Below are 16,845 nucleotides of genomic sequence, written 5' to 3'. Positions count from 1 at the left end.
GTGAGGTAAGCCGTGAGTGAGCTGAATTACATTGAACGGGAAACCGGTCCCAGGCCGACGGCCACCGTCATCTGGCTGCATGGACTGGGGGCCAGCGGGCATGATTTCGAACCCATCGTGCCGGAATTGCGGCTGCCTGAAAACGCCGCTGTGCGTTTCATCTTTCCACATGCCCCCGAAATGCCGGTAACGATTAACGGGGGCATGAGGATGCCAGCGTGGTATGACATCAAGGCTATGGATGTCGACCGTGTTATCGACACGCAGCAGCTTCGGCGCTCCGCCGCTGCCGTTGTCGAGCTGATCGACGCCGAGATCAGTCGTGGGATCGACAGCTCGAAAATCATCCTTGCCGGCTTCTCCCAGGGTGGCGCGGTCGCGTATGAAGCGGGCCTGAGTTACCCCAAACCCCTGGCCGGGCTACTGGGACTGTCGACCTATTTCGCCACCGCAGACAGCGTCGCGCTGTCTGAGGCCAACCGGGGACTGGCAATTCAGGTCTTCCACGGGGTTTACGACGGGATCGTTCCTGAAGCTCTGGGCCGAAAAAGCGTTACGCAACTGGAAGAGCTGGGCTTTCAGCCGGAATACACCACTTACCCTATGGATCACAGTGTCTGCCTTGAGGAAGTCCTGGCGATCGGCCAGTTTCTGCGAAGTCGGCTCGGTCTGTAGAGTCTGAGTCACCACCTCAGGCTTTCGGCGTGATTCAAAAATACTACCTATTATTAATGAGTTGCAATGATATTCTCAGCGTATGCTGAAGTGAAGGCTCGCATAACGTTATAGCGGAAAATTTGACATAGCTTATCTATACTTCCCCTCTACCAAGTGCTGTCTGTACAATAATTAGTCGGTGAAAGCCGAGCGCAGGTTATTGCGAAATAAAAACAATGCGATCCGCTCCCATGGGGAAAAGCCGGGGAGGGGTGCTTTGAAAACAATACAACCTGCGGAGAGCAACATTTAGCCAGAATTTGGCAACGAAGGGGGGGTCTATGGATTATCGTCAAAACAAGCGTATGCCTGGACGCTTGACGCTGCTGATTTACCGGCGAGGCCTGCTGGTGGCAACGGGAATGCTTCGAAACATCAGCCGGAGTGGTCTATTCATTTCAACGAACTGTGAGGATCTTGACCTGAACCAGCAACTGGAGATCGAGTTTCGGCTTCACGATCCCGATGCGCCGCAACTTCAGCGGGTTTCCGCAGTGCTGGTCCACAAAAACAGCCGTGGCCTGGGTGTCGAATTTGATGGCAGGAACGAAGCAAACACCCCAGAGGTGCGCTCATTGCTTCGTTGGGTAAAAGAAACCAACCACTTAATACCCCGGAGACCTTACTTCAGATCCGCCGTGATGTAATCCTTGCGTTGCCTGATCCTACCGGAGCCCGGTGACCAACGGGCTCCCGGTGATCCATCGTTCTGCCATATTGCACTTAGCTTCGCCAAAAGCCCGGCGATAACACCACGACCACACTCAGAATTTCCAGCCGTCCCAATAACATGCCCACGCACAAAGCCCACTTGGCCTGCTCCGGGAGGGTGGCAAAGTTACCGGCCGGGCCGATGATGTCACCCAGGGCCGGTCCTACGTTGGTCAGTGCGCTCAGGGCGCCCGAAAGGCTGGTGACAAAATCAAGATTCATGGCCGCAAGAACTAGCGTGAGCCCCAGAAAGCACAGCAGAAAAATGAACGTGTAGGCGATCATCGACGCGATGATTTCATCGCTGACTGCGCGGCCGTTGAAGTTCCTTGTGAGCACCGCACGCGGATGGAGCAGGCGCATCAGCTGTTCGCGCAAGACGATGAGCGACAACTGGAAGCGGAAAATTTTCATGCCGCCGGAGGTAGAGCCGGAACACCCCCCGACGAACATCAGGAAGAAGAACATCGAGAAAGCCAGTGAGCCCCAGGCGGAATAGTCCTCAGACGCATAGCCGGTGGTGGTGAGAATGGAGGTGACGTTAAACAGCGTTGTTATGGAACCGCTGACAATATCGAAGCCGTCCGTGATTATGGCGCGATAGAGCAGCATTCCCAGCGTCAGCAACAACAAAAGCGTCAGGAACAGACGAACCTGCTGATCGCGCCACAACACGCCACGCTGGCCGTGCATCTCCCGCACGAACAGGAAGAACGGCAGGCTCCCGAGGATCATGAATAAGGTCGCTTCCAGCAAAATCAGCTCAGACTCGAACTTGCCCATGGACAGGTCTGAGGTGGAATACCCGCCGGTGGCGATGCTGGTCAGACCGTGGTTGAAAGCATCGAACAGCGTCATACCGGAAATCCAGTAGGTGAACACCGCGATCATCGTGAAAACGCAATAGACGAGGAGCAGCCCGCGACTCAGGGTTTTCATGCGTGGCAGGGCCTTGTCGGTCCACTCCGACGATTCGGTAGCAAACAATCGCATACCGCCCACCCGGAGAAACGGCAGCACGGCAACGAACATACCGATAATGCCAATACCTCCAATCCATTGCAGAATGGACCGCCACAACAACAGATCCTGGTCCAGCTGATCCAGGCCCGTAAGCACTGTAGCGCCGGTGGTGGTGATTCCAGAGGTGGCTTCAAAGACCGCATCAGTCACTGAAATGCCCGCATCACTAAGATAGAACGGCAGGGCGGAGAGCAGGGCCATCACCAGCCAGCTACTGACCGTTAACACAAACATGTAACGGGGCTTCAGATCTCGCGGCTTACCATAGGCTATGAGTATCCCGAGCATGCCAAGGCCGAATATGATTCCGGCTGATTCAGCAAACGCTACCGCGTTGGGAGACTCGGCTCCCAGCAACAACAGAGGAGGCAGCGTCATAAATATGCTCAGCAGGACGAACATGACGCTGATGATAAAAATGACGGGATAGAGGTTTTTCAAGGGACGCGCTCGAATCGGCAAACCACACGGACGTGCGCCAGAATACCTGTGGCGCTAACCTTCTGCAATCATTGAACTCCTGACCGGCGATGATTGATTTACATAGGTTCCTGTCGCACGATGGTGAAAACGTGCGTGTCCAGGGTTAATCCATTGAACCATCTTGCCCATCTGTTTCTCGCTCCGGCCTCGGTGCCAGGCCGGGTCGGCGCGTTGCTGGGGGACTTTGCCAGGGGTATCGACACCGCCAGTTTGCCACTCGAAGTCTACCAGGGCCTCAAACACCACCGGGCCGTTGACGCCTTCACCGATCGACACCCGGAGGTGTTGGCCTGTAAGCCATTGTTTTCCGCTCAACGCCGGCGATTTGCCGGTGTCGCACTGGATGTGCTCTTCGATCACTATCTGCTACGGCACTGGTCTCGCTTTGCGGCTGATGACAGTCACCACTTTATTCAGGAGGTGTACCGAGACCTGGAATTGGGTGCCTGTCTGATGCCAGACAGTATGGCTCATACTACGGCAACCATGATCCGTCAGGACTGGTTTAATGCCTATCGGGAGCTGGACAATGTCGGTCATGCCCTTGACCGTATCTCAACTCGGCTCCGCCGCCCCAATCAATTTGCCGGTGTCATCGAGGAGATCCGCTCCAACGACGCTGAGCTGGAAGCGCGCTTCCTGCTGTTTTTCCATGAACTACAGCAACAATTCGACCTGCCATAAGCGCTTGGGAACGTCGCTCCTTGAGTCAAATGACAACCAGGTCACCCTTTATGGATACGACCTGTTTTGGGTCTAGCTGCGGCGGTTGTCAGCCTTCCCGAAATAGCGCAGTATCCAAATTAGGTGAAGCATTCGCGCGGGCTATCGGCTGTCTCGCGAAGGTCACCTCTCTTCCTTTTTAACTAGCGGGCGCAGGGATGGGCCGGTTTGTTTAATAACGATTCGATTCCGCCCGGGGTGTCGATTTCCCGCCCCGCCCAACGACTACTTGTAGATTCAAAAATATTGAAGCAAGCGCTTCACACGGACGTTGCAGGCATAAGGGGGTAATGATGCGAAGGAAATTCCTCTGGGTATTGGTGGGTATTGCCATCGTTATCCCAATAGGCGCGGTTGTTATCGGCACGAAGATCTATCAGTTTCAGGCCATGGCCGAGGCAGGTGCTCAGTTTGTGATTCCCCCTGAGCCGGTTAACGTGATGGCGGCTCGGGAAGTGGAGTGGCACCCCCGAATCTCCTCAGTGGGCTCGATTACGGCAGTGAGGGGCACCGTGATTGGCACGGAGGCCGAGGGAGTGGTCAGCCGCATCAACTTTCAGCCGGGATCTCAGGTAGAGCAGGGCGATGTGCTGGTCCAGCTGGATACTCGGGTCGAAGAAGCTCAGCTACGTTCTGCCCAAGTTGCAGCCCAATGGGCCCGGGTGCGCTATAACAGAGCGAGGGAGCTCAGCAAGACCCGACACATCTCCGATGCCGAGATGGATTCCGCCTCCAATGAACTGCAGCAAACCGAGGCGGAGGTCCGTTACCTTCAAGCCGTGATGGACCGGAAGACCATTCGGGCGCCGTTCGCCGGCAAACTCGGCATCCTTGAAATCAGCGTTGGCAACTTCCTCGATAAGGGCAGCCCTGTCGTCTCGCTGCAGGCACTGGATCCGGTCTTTGTCGAGTTCTCCCTGCCCCAGCAGCATCTGGGGATTATTGGCGAAGGCCTGAATGTCCTTGTCAGAACGGACTCCTACCCCGATCACGGGTTTGAAGGAAAAATCACCGCCATCAACCCGGCCGTCGACCCGTCTACCCGCAACGTTCGCCTGCAGGCAACACTCAACAACCCCGCGGGTCAGCTTCGTCCTGGTATGTTCGTATCGCTGGATCTCAAGCTGGCTCAGTCCCGGCGTGCGCTGTTGATCCCTGCAACGGCGGTACATTACGGCCCCAGGGGCAATTCCGTTTTTGTCGTTGAAGAAGAACAAGGCGAAGAGAATGCCGAATCGATGGTGGTCAGGCAGCGCACTGTGAAACTCGGCGATCGGATGGGGGACTTTGTAATTGTCGAGGAAGGCATTGGGTCGGGAGATCAGGTCGTCTCCACGGGCGTATTCAAGCTCCGCACCGGTATGAGCGTTGTTATCGATAATCGCCTGGCGCCCGAGTTCAGCCTGGCACCCCGTCCCGACAACTCGTAGGCGGCCACCATCATGAAAGCAATCACCGACATCTTCGTTCGTCGTCCGGTTCTGGCGCTGGTGGTCAACATCATCATCGTGATCGCCGGCGTCCAGGCCTGGAACAGTCTGAGTGTCAGGCAATATCCCCAAAGTGAAAACGCCTCGGTGGTGGTCGCCACCCAGTACATCGGTGCCAGCGCAGACGTTGTTCGAGGCTTTGTCACCACCGCCATAGAACGCTCCATCGCCTCAGCGGATGGCGTGGATTACATCGAATCCAAGAGTCTGCTGGGCTTGTCCCTTGTTACCGCCCGCCTGAAACTGAATTACGATCCCACCAAGGCACTGGCGGATATTACCGCCAAGGTCAATGAGGTGCGTAACGAACTACCGCCTGAGGCGGAAGCGCCCTCAATCACGGTGCAATCTGCGGATTCTGAATTTGCCGCTGCCTACCTGAGCTTTTCTTCCGAGGAGATGTCCCAGAGTGAGATCACCGACTATCTGGTGCGTATGGTACAGCCCCGATTATCGGCTCTGCCGGGGGTACAACGTGCCGATATCTTCGGTGCCAGGACCTTTGCCATGCGGGTATGGCTCGATCCGGACAGGATGGCCGCGCTCAGCATCAGCCCGGCGAGGGTCCAAGCCGCGATGGCCGCCAACAACTATCTGGCGGCAGTAGGCACCACCAAGGGTGTCTATGAACAGGTTTACCTGACAACCAACACCGACCTGCACACCACAGAGCAGTTCCGCAGCCTGGTCATCTCCCAGCAAGGTGACACCATTGTGCGGTTGCGGGACATTGCCCAGGTTGAGCTGGGTGCCGAAGATTATGACACCGAGGTACGGTTCAATGGTCAGACGGCTGTGTTCATGGGCATTTTCCCGTTACCCAGTGCGAATACCATTGACGTTGTCGAAAAGGTGGTGGCGGATCTGGAGGCCATTGAGCAGGATCTTCCCGCCGGTCTGTCCGCTGACGTCGGCTACGACGCCTCGGCATACATCAGCAGTGCGATACGGGAGGTGGTCGGCACCCTTACCGACACCCTGCTGATCGTGATCGTCGTGATCTTTTTGTTTCTTGGTTCCGTACGATCGGTTCTGGTGCCGGTGGTGGCCATTCCGGTCTCGTTGATCGGCGCTATCTTCCTGATGCAGATGTTCGGGTTCACCCTGAACCTGCTCACGCTGCTTGCGATCGTACTGTCTGTAGGTCTGGTGGTGGACGATGCCATTGTGGTGGTGGAGAACGTGGAACGCCATCTGAGGGAAGGCCGATCGCCTAGCGAAGCGGCCATGATCGGGGCCAGAGAGCTGATAGGTCCGGTGATAGCGATGACCATGACGCTGGCAGCGGTTTATATCCCTATTGGTTTGCAGGGCGGGCTCACCGGCGCTCTGTTCCGCGAGTTTGCGTTAACGTTGGCCGGCGCGGTCACCATATCCGGCATCGTAGCGCTCACCTTGTCTCCGATGATGAGTGCCAAGCTGCTCCGCAGCGCCGAACAGGAAGAGCGGGGGCTGACCGGCTGGATTAACCACCGATTTGACCACCTGCGGGAAACCTACGGTCGAGTGCTCGACACAACCTTGCAGGCCCGGCCTGCCGTCTACGCGGTGTGGGCGCTGCTGAGTCTGCTGGTGGTCCCCATGTACCTGTTCTCGCCCAAGGAACTGGCGCCGCTTGAGGATCAGGGCTTCATGTTTGGCATCATCAACAACGCGGCCAACGCCTCCGCCGACCAGAAGAGCCATTTTGGTGAAGCGGCGGAGCAGGTTTTCCTGAATGCGCCGGAACGAGACCTCACTTTCCAGATACTGATGTCGCCCTCAGACCCGTTTGCCGCCGCTCTGGGCGTAGGCGGTTTCAGCGGCATGGTGGTGAAGCCGTGGGATGAACGGGACCGTTCCATCCGCGAGATTGTCCCCGATATGCAGGCGCAGCTTTCACAGATCCCGGGTCTGCAGATCTTCGCGGCACAACCGCCGGCTTTACCGGGCGGTAGTAACTTTCCCATCGAATTTGTGATCGCCTCCACGGCCGAACCGGAAGAGATGTTGGCCTACGCCGAACGGCTACAGATGAAAGCGATGGAAAGCGGAATATTTTACTTTCCCCCAGAGATCGACCTGAAGTACGACCAGCCCCAGTCGGAAATCGTGATAGACCACGAAAAGGTGGCCGCGATGGGGTTAAACAATTCCCAGGTGGGGGCAGACCTGAGCGCGGCCCTGGGGGGCAATTACATCAACCGCTTCAATGTGGATGGCCGGGCTTACAAGGTGATTTCCCAGGTAGCGCGCGCCGAGCGGCTGAACCCGGATCAGCTCAAGCAAATCTATATTTCCGGGCCTGATGGCCAACTGATGCCACTGGGGGCGATTGCAACCATTGACGACACAACGGTGCCCCGCTCACTGAACCGGTTCCAGCAACTCAATGCCATTAAGCTTTCAGGCATGACGGCACAGGTGGATGCCGGTCTTCAGGTATTAGAAGAGGCCGCCCGCGAGATATTGCCACCAGGATACGCCACCAACTACACCGGCGAATCGCGCCAGTTGCGGACGGAGGGCGGGAAGTTTCTGCCGGCGCTGGGCCTGGCGATTTTGATGATATTCCTGGTGCTTGCGGTGCAGTTCAATTCGTTCCGCGACCCCTTCGTGATCCTGCTGGGTTCGGTTCCGCTGGCCATGTTCGGTGCGCTGATCTTTACGGTCATGAAGATGCCCAATCCGGATATGCCGTATTGGACGGACGGATGGACAACCACCATGAACATCTACGCCCAGGTTGGACTGGTCACACTGGTGGGGCTAATCGCCAAGAACGGTATTTTGATTGTGGAATTTGCCAACAAACTGCAGGAGCAGGGCAAACAAAAACTGGAGGCGATTCATGACGCCGCCATGACCCGACTACGGCCGGTGCTGATGACCTCGGTGGCCACCATCGCGGGACACTTTCCACTTACACTGGTGGCAGGACCGGGTGCCGAGGCGAGAAACTCCATCGGCCTGGTTCTGGTCGGCGGCATGGCCATTGGCACCGTGTTTACCCTGTTTGTGGTGCCGTCACTCTATATGCTGATTGCCCGGCAGCACCAACGGGATGAAACCGAGGCCCCGCTGGTCGCAGAGTCCGACACCCAGGGTCCGGCGGAGTATTCTCCATCGAGATAGCATTGAGAAGTAGCTTCGTTGGTAGGTGAGGTGGGGCATCGCCCAACCTGCTGCCTAGGCACCGTCGATTGCTGCCTCGGGCTCTGCCCGACCAAGATCTTCCTTACGTCTGACCTGACAGGCACTGTAATCCATGGCGCAATTTCGCCCGGCTTCTTTGGCCGTGTAAAGTGCATAGTCCGCAGCGATGAACAATTCCTCGGGGCTGGAGAAGTTGTCAGCATCCAGACTGGCAAACCCGATGCTGACCGTGAGATCAAAGACGCCCGCGGTATCCTTTTCCACTTTTCGACGAACCCGCTCAGCCAGAATGGCTACGTCGGATACCGAGGCGCTGGGCAGGATAAGCACAAACTCCTCGCCGCCATACCGGCACACAGTATAGGGTTTTCGAACCGCCGCCTTCAGTATTCCTGCCACAGCTTTCAGAGCAGAATCGCCCTTCGAATGTCCGTAACGGTCGTTGAATCGCTTGAAATGATCAATATCCAGGACTACCAGCGACAGAGGCTGACCTTGCTGCTGTGCGCGGTTGAATTCAATCTGTATCTGGTCATTGAAAAAACGGCGATTATAGAGCTGGGTCAGCGCATCGGTGGACGATTCGTGTTTGAGTTCGTTGAGCCGGCTGGCCACCGCCAAGCTCAGCAGCACCATCTCCAGCAGCGACCCAATCTGGAATGCGTTTTGAGTGAACGCATTATGGGGGAGAAATCCAAACGTCTTGGCCATGTAGACAAAAACGCCTAACAGCAAGGCGGAAAAGGCAATCATGTAGTAACGCGCCGTGCCGGTCCCCCGGGAGAGCGCCAACAACCCAAGCAGCACCAGATGCATACAAAGGAATACCGTTAATATCGCCAGCGGCACGATCATGGTGTGATAACTCACGAACGGCGCGATCACCATGGCAGCCAGGGAGGCAAGCTGCATGGCATAGGCAATCCGGTCGGCTACGGGCGCAATGGCTTTGGAATTCAGGATTGTACGGGTGAAGAGTGTCCCCCCGTACAAAGAGATGGACAACAACACCAGCAACGCCTTGTTGGCAAGCAGCGGATAATCCGGCACCAGGATCTGAAAGCTCAAGCCATTGTGCAGCGACATATAGAGGCCGTAACTTGCCAGGTAGATCAGATAGTACGCGAAGGTGCGTTCGCGCACGGTCAGGAACATGAACAAGTTATAGAACAGCAGTACGATAAAGCCGCCGTAATAGATCCCCAAGGCGAGATATTCCTTGCTGATCATGTTGGTCAGATTCAGCGGGCTGTGGCTGAACAGGCCAATATTGAGCGCCCCCTGGGTTTGGAAACGCAAATAGTAGGTTAATTCGGAATTTGCCGGGACATCGACAGGGAACACAAACAGCCGGTGGTCCACTGGCCGCTGATGAAAGGGCTCCATGTCGCCGGTGGCGATGTGCTGCCATTCGCCGCCATCGTTCTGCGCCCAAAAATCGAGGTGGTCAATAAGCGGATAATCCTGACGGATGAAGACTTGCCTCGGTTGACTGCTGGAGTTAGATAACGAGAAACGAACCCACCAGGCAGACGACGTAAACCCAAAATTAGGGGAAATGCCGCCAATGGTCTGAAATCTCGCCTGCAGGACCGGCGTCTGAATTTGCTCAAAAGTGAGGCGATGGTCTGAATCCTCAAGCAGCTCAAGAGCCGGAGCGAGCGAGGTTCGTTCTACCGTACTGATATCGATAATCGTCGGGATATCCTGCCCGGCAGGCATTGTGGGCGGCGACGCCTGTAAAGGCGAAGCCCACGCCTGCATGACAGCCAATATCAGAATGCAGGTCAGCAGGGTACGCGGAGAGAGTTTCGGCCAGTTCTGTTTTACATCCATTGTTTCTTATTCTTCGCTTATGACCATCCTGGCTCTCGTAAGCAGTTTGGATTCCAACTTACTTCATGCTAGGAAAAGTCGGTTATCCGTCAATCTTTCGTGTGGTCTTGCTCTGGTATGACGTCAAACTCGACGCTGGCGTACACCTCGCCACGGGCGTTAACGACCGTCACACGCCAGAATCCAAGCATATGCCGGTCAATAAATTTACTCGACGAAGCCCTCATAGTGTCAGAGTAAAGCCTGATCGGAACTCGAGCCATTCGGCGCCCGTTCCTGCTCCAGTCGTGATAAACCAGCTTCCCATTGAGGTTGCGGGTTTCGGTAAACAGGTAGATCCGCAATAACTCATTTTCAGGCAATTCGATACTTGCCGGCAGCTCATCCACAGGCTCTTTAGCATTGAGTCCACTGGTGAGCTGTACCCTGACCAACTGTGGGGAAAGAATAGCAACTTCCGCCGGAAATACCGTGTCGGGTTCCCGAATCAACTGCGGTTGCTCCGGCGCCGCCTGAATCGCCAGATGATCGTTTCCCGCGCTGCCTGGTGCAAACGCCTGCAGAGGCAAAGTAGGGGGTGTTTCGATCGGGTTGGAGGGCTGTGTGCGCTCAGGTGGCTGACTCATACTCTCACCGGAATCCTCGCCATAAGCGATGGTGCCGGGAGCAGCCTGCGCAGCCTTATCGTCGCTGAACTGCCACTGCCAAAGACCCCAAACCACAACGGAAACCGTTAATAAAACCAGGCTCAGTGCGCCAAGTATTCGCCCCCAATGGTACACAACATACTCCTGTACCTGAGACGCCGATTGGTCAGAAGATCGGCTGACCTGAATGGAAAGGGAGTGTCGGAGTCCGTTCATGGGCCTGCTGCAATTACCGGGGGTAACCAATCGCGGTTCAATTTACACAGTATTGCACTGAAAAGACAGCACACTAAGGTCGGAACGTCGGCGGCATCGGAACTTCCCATGACAGATGACCTCCAATGACTGGTAATGAGGGGGTCGGCATGGTCCAGGGCGGCGGTATTAGCACCAATCAGCACACGGCATTGCTTCGACTGCAGCTGTGCGGTGATGTCATGACCGGGCGAGGGATCGATCAGATCTTGGCTTACCCCCTGTCGCCCGTGCTGCATGAGACTTATATGAAATCGGCAGAGGGCTATGTCAGTTTGGCCGAATCCGCCTCTGGCCCGATTCCGCGGCAGGTAGATTGGTCATACATCTGGGGGCAGGCGTTACCGATACTCGCACAGGGCGATCTCGCCGCGAGTATCATAAACCTCGAGACAGCGGTCACGCGCTCTGAAAATTACTGGCCGGGGAAGGCCGTGCACTATCGGATGAATCCGGACAATATGGATTGCCTTAGGGCTGCCGGCATTACCGTTTGCTCTTTGGCGAACAATCATGTGTTGGATTGGGGGTATTCAGGCTTAACTGAAACTCTTGCAGCGCTTGACCGAGCCGGCATCGCCCACACCGGGGCCGGGCAGGATCGCGAGCAGGCGGGCCTGCCCGCTGTGCTGAATCCAGCCGATTCCAACCGGAGAGTGTTAGTGTTTGCCTATGGCATGACCTCCAGTGGCGTAGGGCAGGACTGGGCGGCCCAGGCTTACCGGCCCGGGGTAAATCTCCTGCCGGAATTGGGCGAAAACGGCACCCAGCGGGTGTGCGAAGACATTACCCGCTACCGGGTCGACGGCGACCTGGTCGTCCTATCAATACACTGGGGGCCGAACTGGGGGTTCCGTGTGGACCCTGCAATGCGCCAGTTCGCCCATCGGCTGATTGATTCTGGGGCCGTGGACATCATCCATGGGCATTCGTCCCATCACATCAAACCCTTCGAAATTTACCGGGGTAAGCTGATCCTCTATGGCTGTGGTGACTTTCTGAACGATTACGAAGGCATTGGTGACTTTAAAGACTTCCGCCCAGAACTCACATTGCTGTACCGCGTATTGCTGGATTCGGACACCGGAATCGTTGCCGTGCTGGAGTTAATCCCCTTCAGGATTCATCGGCTGCAGTTGGTTCGGGCATCGTTCATCGAAGCTCAGTGGATCAAGCGAATGCTTGACCAGCACCACGAACTGAACTGCCCCCCAATTTCCGTCCTCCCTAAAGGGCTAATACATGTAAATCTTGACTAATTCCAAGCTGTTGGCGACGAAACCGGTTGACGTAGGGAATTCCGCTGCTAACCTTCCGTACGATAAGTACTTTCGGCACACAAGCCTCCAGAATTAGCTCCGGTCGGACTGTATTTGTGAAGGATCCTTTGAATCTCCAAGTCATTTCCCCGCTGCGAAACAACGGCAGCCACTTCCTATGCAGGCATCTCTGAGGAAAGGGATTCAATGAGAACACGCATCAGACGTTGCCTACTGAATTTATGGAAAGGCCTGCTCGCCATCACGCTTTGTGTCGGCTTGTCCCAGGTGCAGGCCTCCGTGCGCTCCGAATATGAGGTAAAGGCGGCCTTTCTCTATAACTTCACCCGGTTTATCAACTGGAATCAGCCTCCATCAGAAGACACACCACTGACCGTATGCGTGCTGGGGGACGATCCATTTGAGGATTTACTGGATCCGCTGGTCGGCCGTAAGGCTCACGGCCGTGTTCTGCAGTTACGCACTCCCAGCGAACAGACGGAGATGAGCGGCTGTCATGTGCTCTTTGTGAGTGAATCCGAACGGTTCAATCTCAGGGCGATTCTGGAACAGGCCACTCGACAGGGTATGCTGACCATCAGCGATATTCCCGACTTTACCCGACACGGCGGCATTGTGGGCTATGTCAAGCAAGGCAACGTGATCCGATTTGAGATTAACCTCCTGGCCGCCGGTGAGGCTGGACTAACCATCAATTCGCGATTGCTGGAACTGGCAGCGAAGGTGATCCGATGAACGATCAATTACGTTGGCGTTATTGGCCGATCAGGCTAAAGCTCCTGTTCCTGACCATGTTGGTCAGCACCCTTGGCATTGCCCTGGTTTGCGTCAGCCTGATCGTGCTGGAAAATCGAACCTACCGAAACCAGATGGAATCGGAGCTTCATGTCATTGCATCGATCCTCGCTGAGCAGTCAGCAGCGGCACTGCTGTTCGAAGATCGCGAGCAGCTTCGCAGCATCAGTTCCAGCCTTCGGCAAATTGAGACCATAACCCAGGCCTGCGTATTCGATGCCGCGGGTATGCTCCTGACATCCCTGAACGAGCCCGATAAGGTTACCTGCCCCGATCTCAGCACCGCTCCAGTCATGGGGTTTGAAGCCAATGCCTATAAGCTGATGGTTCCCGTCACGCTTGACCAGGAAGTGCTAGGTTACATCTATCTCAATTCTCACCTCAAGGTATTACGTGCGCATATCCAAAGTTTTGTTATGGCCGCTGTCGGTATTGGCCTGCTGATACAGTTGCTTCTGTTATTTGTTGCCTATAAGCTGCAACGTATTGTTTCTCATCCGATTCTTGCTCTATCGGATACGGCTGAGCAAATCGCCATCGAGCACGACTATTCCATACGCGCTCCGGTGTCCGGGCACGATGAGTTGGGTCGCTTGAGCGCAACCTTCAATGACATGATCAGCACGATCCAGCTCCAAAACCGAAGGATACTTGAGAGTAGGGACTCGCTGGAGCGGAAGGTCGAGGAGCGCACGGCCCAGCTCAGTCTGGCTAACCGCGAACTGGAGGCGTTCAGTTACTCGGTCTCCCACGACCTTCGTCAACCCCTGCGGGCCATTGAAGGTTTCAGTCAGGCGCTGGAAGAAGATTGTGAGGAAAATCTGAATGACCTCGGCAAGGATTATCTGCGCCGGGTCAGGGCCGCCAGTGTGCGCATGAGCAACCTCATTGACGGTTTGCTGGTGCTCTCAAGGGTGAGTAGGCAGACCGTAGAGGCAGAGCCGGTTGATCTGACCAGCCTGTTGCAGGAAATCTGTGACGAACTGTGCAGCATTGGAGACCGTCCTCCCACAGAGATCCATATTCAACCCGATATGGCGGTCACCGGCGATAGCCGGATGCTCAGGGTGGCGTTCCAGAATTTGCTTGAGAATGCCTGGAAATACAGCTCCAAGAAAGATCGGCGGCGTATTGAAGTGACCTCCACCAGCGACTCCGCCGGTGCGGTGGTGAAAGTTCAAGACAACGGAGCTGGATTCGACATGAAGTACGTTGAAAAACTTTTCGTCGCCTTCAATCGGCTCCATACGCCATCAGAGTTTGGGGGTACCGGCATAGGACTGGCTACCGTTTACCGGGTGATTCGCAGACATCATGGCGAGGTATGGGCGGAATCCGAGTTGGGTAAGGGGGCAACCTTCTACGTTAAGTTGCCCCATTCAGCCGAACAGCGATAGACTCAAATAGTTAGCATTTCGAACTGAAATGCATGAAATGCCTGGTTAAGGCTATGCTACTTAAAGGACGAGGCGCTATTTGAGCAAAGGGACTCGGCGGCCCTATCCAAACATCCCGAAACAGGACGCTAAACAGCATGGAAGGATATTCGATCCTGGTGGTAGAGGATAATCCCGATGACCAGGTTCTCACCGTTCGGGCGCTAAAGAACGCAAGCAAGAATTGCCAGATTGTCGTCCTCGAAGATGGCCAGGCAGCCATCGATTACCTTTTCGGTAACGGTGCTGACGAGGCCCTGAACAAGTTGGGTGTTGTATTGCTGGACCTCAAGCTTCCTCGGGTGAATGGTCTGGAAGTACTTAATAAAATTCGGTCTTCGCCCAGGACCAACTGGCTGCCTGTCATCATGGTCACGTCTTCGGACGAACCCGGGGAACTTCTCGAGGCCTACCGGCTCGGCGCCAACAGCTATATCAACAAACCCATTAATCTTCGCGAATTTACGGACCAGATGAACGTACTGGCCCGATATTGGCTACAAGTTAACAAAGTGCCCAGGGCCGGCTCGGTCCGAAAGGTCTAAAAGGTACCATGCGTGATTGAAACACCGGACCGCTTAAAAATATTGCTGGTTGATGACTCGGAAGACGACGCCTTTCTGCTTTTGCGCGAGCTGAAAAAAGGCGGCGCCGATCCTGAGTACACGCTGGTCGATAGTGAAGACACCATGGCGGCTGCGTTGCGGGATGGAAACTGGGATATCGTCATTACTGATCACAATATGCCCGGGTTCTCATCTTTTCAGGCATTGGAACTGACCAAGCGATATTCTGCGGACCTTCCGGTTATCATCGTGTCCGGCACCATAGGCGAGGGCGTTGCGGTCAGCGCGATGAAGGCCGGAGCGCAGGATTACATCATGAAGGACAACCTGTCCCGGTTGCTCCCCGCTATTGATCGTGAAGTCCGCGAAAGCTCCGTCCGCAAGGCCAAGCGTCAGGCTGAGTCTACCTTGGAGCATATGGCGTTTCATGACAGCCTCACCGATCTCGCCAATCGCCGTGAATTCGAGCGCCGCTTGGCGCAGGCCCTACAGGACGCACGCGAGACCGGGCGTAATCATGTCCTGCTGTACCTTGATCTGGACCAGTTCAAGGTGATCAATGACACCTGCGGCCATATCGCCGGTGATGAGCTGCTCAAACAGCTCTCCTCACTACTGAAAAACCACATCCGATCGGATGATACGCTAGCCCGTCTGGGCGGCGACGAGTTTGGCGTCCTGCTGCGGGGCTGTGACGCGCTGCACGCCAGCCGGGTGGCGGAATCCCTGTGCGAAGAAGTGGGCGAATACCGATTTGTCTGGCAGCACAAACCGTTTTCGGTGTCTTTGAGTGTCGGTATGGTGGTGATCTCAAGCGAGTACAACACCACCAGCGAACTGCTCAGTCATGCCGATCTTGCCTGTTACGCGGCCAAGGATCGCGGCCGCAATAATGTTCAGGTCTATCAGTCCAACGACAAGGAGATGCAGCAAAGGCAAACGGATATGCAGTGGACCAGCCGCCTGCAGCAAGCCCTGCAAAGCGGAAGTTTCTGTCTCTGTCACCAGGAAATGGTCGCCTTGCAACGACGGAACCTGGACGGCTTCCGAACGGAGTTTCTGGTTCGACTCAAGCAAGGACAGGAGATCATCCCCCCTGGCGCCTTTATCCCTGCTGCGGAACGCTTCAGCCTGATGCCCAAAATTGATCGCCATGTCATTGAGTTGGCTTTCAATTACCTTGATCGAACAGGTCTTGGCAGAGAATCCGCTGGCACCTTTTTCATCAATCTCTCGGGCAGTTCCTTGAGCGATGGCGAACTGTTTACCTACATACGGCGCATGGTCGACCGCTATAACATTCGGCCTGAACGCATCTGCTTCGAAATCACTGAAACCGCAGCGATCGCTCACCTTAACCTGACTCTGGGGTTCATCGAGCAATCACGGGAAGAGGGCTTCAAATTTGCTCTCGATGATTTCGGCTCAGGAATGAGCTCCTTCTCGTATCTAAAAACGCTACCGGTTGACTACCTCAAAGTGGATGGCAGCTTCGTACGCAACATGCTCGAAGACCCAATCGACATGGGCATCGTCGACGCCTGCAATCGTATTGGACACGCCGCCGGACTGAAAACCATTGCGGAATTTGTCGAAACCGAAGATGTAAAGAAAAAACTGGCTGAAATCGGGCTTGATTATGCCCAGGGGTATGGCATCGCCAGACCCGAATTGCTGAATGGGTAGCTCACGTTAAGGGAAGCGCGCAAGCACGAATCTCGCAGACGAATTCCTTCAGTTTCCTGGCG

Annotated in this window: 13 protein-coding genes; 10 read left to right on the top strand and 3 right to left on the bottom strand. The window is 55.5% G+C overall.

Annotated elements, in window-relative coordinates:
• Positions 1 to 12: 12 nt before the first annotated feature.
• Together N6L25_RS17195 and N6L25_RS17190 are read left to right on the top strand one after the other, a co-directional pair.
• Positions 13 to 675 carry an alpha/beta hydrolase gene (locus tag N6L25_RS17195; protein ID WP_271982912.1) on the top strand — a complete coding sequence of 221 codons (663 nt, stop codon included), beginning with the start codon at positions 13 to 15 and terminating at the stop codon, positions 673 to 675.
• A gap of 323 nt (positions 676 to 998) precedes the next feature.
• A complete protein-coding gene (locus N6L25_RS17190; protein ID WP_271982910.1) occupies positions 999 to 1,364 on the top strand; it encodes a PilZ domain-containing protein in 366 nt (121 codons plus the stop codon).
• 76 nt (positions 1,365 to 1,440) lie between these two features.
• Here N6L25_RS17190 and N6L25_RS17185 read toward each other — a convergent pair whose 3' ends face one another.
• Positions 1,441 to 2,853: a TrkH family potassium uptake protein gene (locus tag N6L25_RS17185; protein ID WP_271983003.1), complete on the bottom strand. Its 1,413-nt coding sequence runs from the start codon at positions 2,851 to 2,853 to the stop codon at positions 1,441 to 1,443.
• A gap of 192 nt (positions 2,854 to 3,045) precedes the next feature.
• On the opposite strand from N6L25_RS17185, the gene N6L25_RS17180 reads away from it, so the two are divergent.
• The 3 genes from N6L25_RS17180 (at position 3,046) to N6L25_RS17170 (ending at position 8,261) form a co-directional block, all read left to right on the top strand.
• Positions 3,046 to 3,618 (top strand): acyl carrier protein phosphodiesterase, encoded by a 573-nt coding sequence (locus tag N6L25_RS17180; RefSeq protein ID WP_271982908.1) that lies wholly within the window; start codon positions 3,046 to 3,048, stop codon positions 3,616 to 3,618.
• Between the two features lie 329 nt (positions 3,619 to 3,947).
• On the top strand, positions 3,948 to 5,087 hold the full coding sequence (locus N6L25_RS17175; protein WP_271982905.1) for an efflux RND transporter periplasmic adaptor subunit: 1,140 nt from the start codon (positions 3,948 to 3,950) through the stop codon (positions 5,085 to 5,087).
• A gap of 12 nt (positions 5,088 to 5,099) precedes the next feature.
• Positions 5,100 to 8,261 carry an efflux RND transporter permease subunit gene (locus N6L25_RS17170; protein ID WP_271982902.1) on the top strand — a complete coding sequence of 1,054 codons (3,162 nt, stop codon included), beginning with the start codon at positions 5,100 to 5,102 and terminating at the stop codon, positions 8,259 to 8,261.
• Between the two features lie 54 nt (positions 8,262 to 8,315).
• On the opposite strand, the gene N6L25_RS17165 is transcribed toward N6L25_RS17170, so the two are convergent.
• Positions 8,316 to 10,118, bottom strand: coding sequence for a diguanylate cyclase (locus N6L25_RS17165; RefSeq protein ID WP_271982899.1), 1,803 nt, complete (start codon positions 10,116 to 10,118; stop codon positions 8,316 to 8,318).
• Between the two features lie 89 nt (positions 10,119 to 10,207).
• A complete protein-coding gene (locus tag N6L25_RS17160) occupies positions 10,208 to 10,900 on the bottom strand; it encodes a DUF2914 domain-containing protein (RefSeq protein ID WP_271982896.1) in 693 nt (230 codons plus the stop codon).
• Positions 10,901 to 11,106: 206 nt separating this feature from the next.
• Here N6L25_RS17160 and N6L25_RS17155 point away from each other — a divergent pair, with 206 nt between their 5' ends.
• The 5 genes from N6L25_RS17155 to N6L25_RS17135 all read left to right on the top strand — a co-directional run bounded on the left by N6L25_RS17155 (position 11,107) and on the right by N6L25_RS17135 (position 16,783).
• Positions 11,107 to 12,279 carry a CapA family protein gene (locus N6L25_RS17155; protein ID WP_271982893.1) on the top strand — a complete coding sequence of 391 codons (1,173 nt, stop codon included), beginning with the start codon at positions 11,107 to 11,109 and terminating at the stop codon, positions 12,277 to 12,279.
• Positions 12,280 to 12,486: 207 nt separating this feature from the next.
• The gene (locus tag N6L25_RS17150; RefSeq protein WP_271982890.1) at positions 12,487 to 13,035 is read left to right on the top strand and encodes a YfiR family protein; all 549 of its coding nucleotides are present in this window, start codon (positions 12,487 to 12,489) and stop codon (positions 13,033 to 13,035) included.
• Positions 13,032 to 14,492 (top strand): ATP-binding protein, encoded by a 1,461-nt coding sequence (locus N6L25_RS17145; protein ID WP_271982887.1) that lies wholly within the window; start codon positions 13,032 to 13,034, stop codon positions 14,490 to 14,492. The genes N6L25_RS17150 and N6L25_RS17145 overlap by 4 nt, the downstream gene beginning before the upstream one ends.
• A 137-nt stretch (positions 14,493 to 14,629) precedes the next feature.
• The gene (locus tag N6L25_RS17140; protein ID WP_271982884.1) at positions 14,630 to 15,076 is read left to right on the top strand and encodes a response regulator; all 447 of its coding nucleotides are present in this window, start codon (positions 14,630 to 14,632) and stop codon (positions 15,074 to 15,076) included.
• A gap of 12 nt (positions 15,077 to 15,088) precedes the next feature.
• The gene (locus N6L25_RS17135; protein WP_271982881.1) at positions 15,089 to 16,783 is read left to right on the top strand and encodes a GGDEF domain-containing response regulator; all 1,695 of its coding nucleotides are present in this window, start codon (positions 15,089 to 15,091) and stop codon (positions 16,781 to 16,783) included.
• Positions 16,784 to 16,845 lie beyond the last annotated feature (62 nt).

Origin of the sequence: Marinobacter sp. SS21 (assembly GCF_028369065.1) — a bacterium.
GTDB lineage: Bacteria > Pseudomonadota > Gammaproteobacteria > Pseudomonadales > Oleiphilaceae > Marinobacter.
Note: the sequence above shows the minus strand (reverse complement) of the source record. Positions and strands in the feature narration are given on the sequence as shown.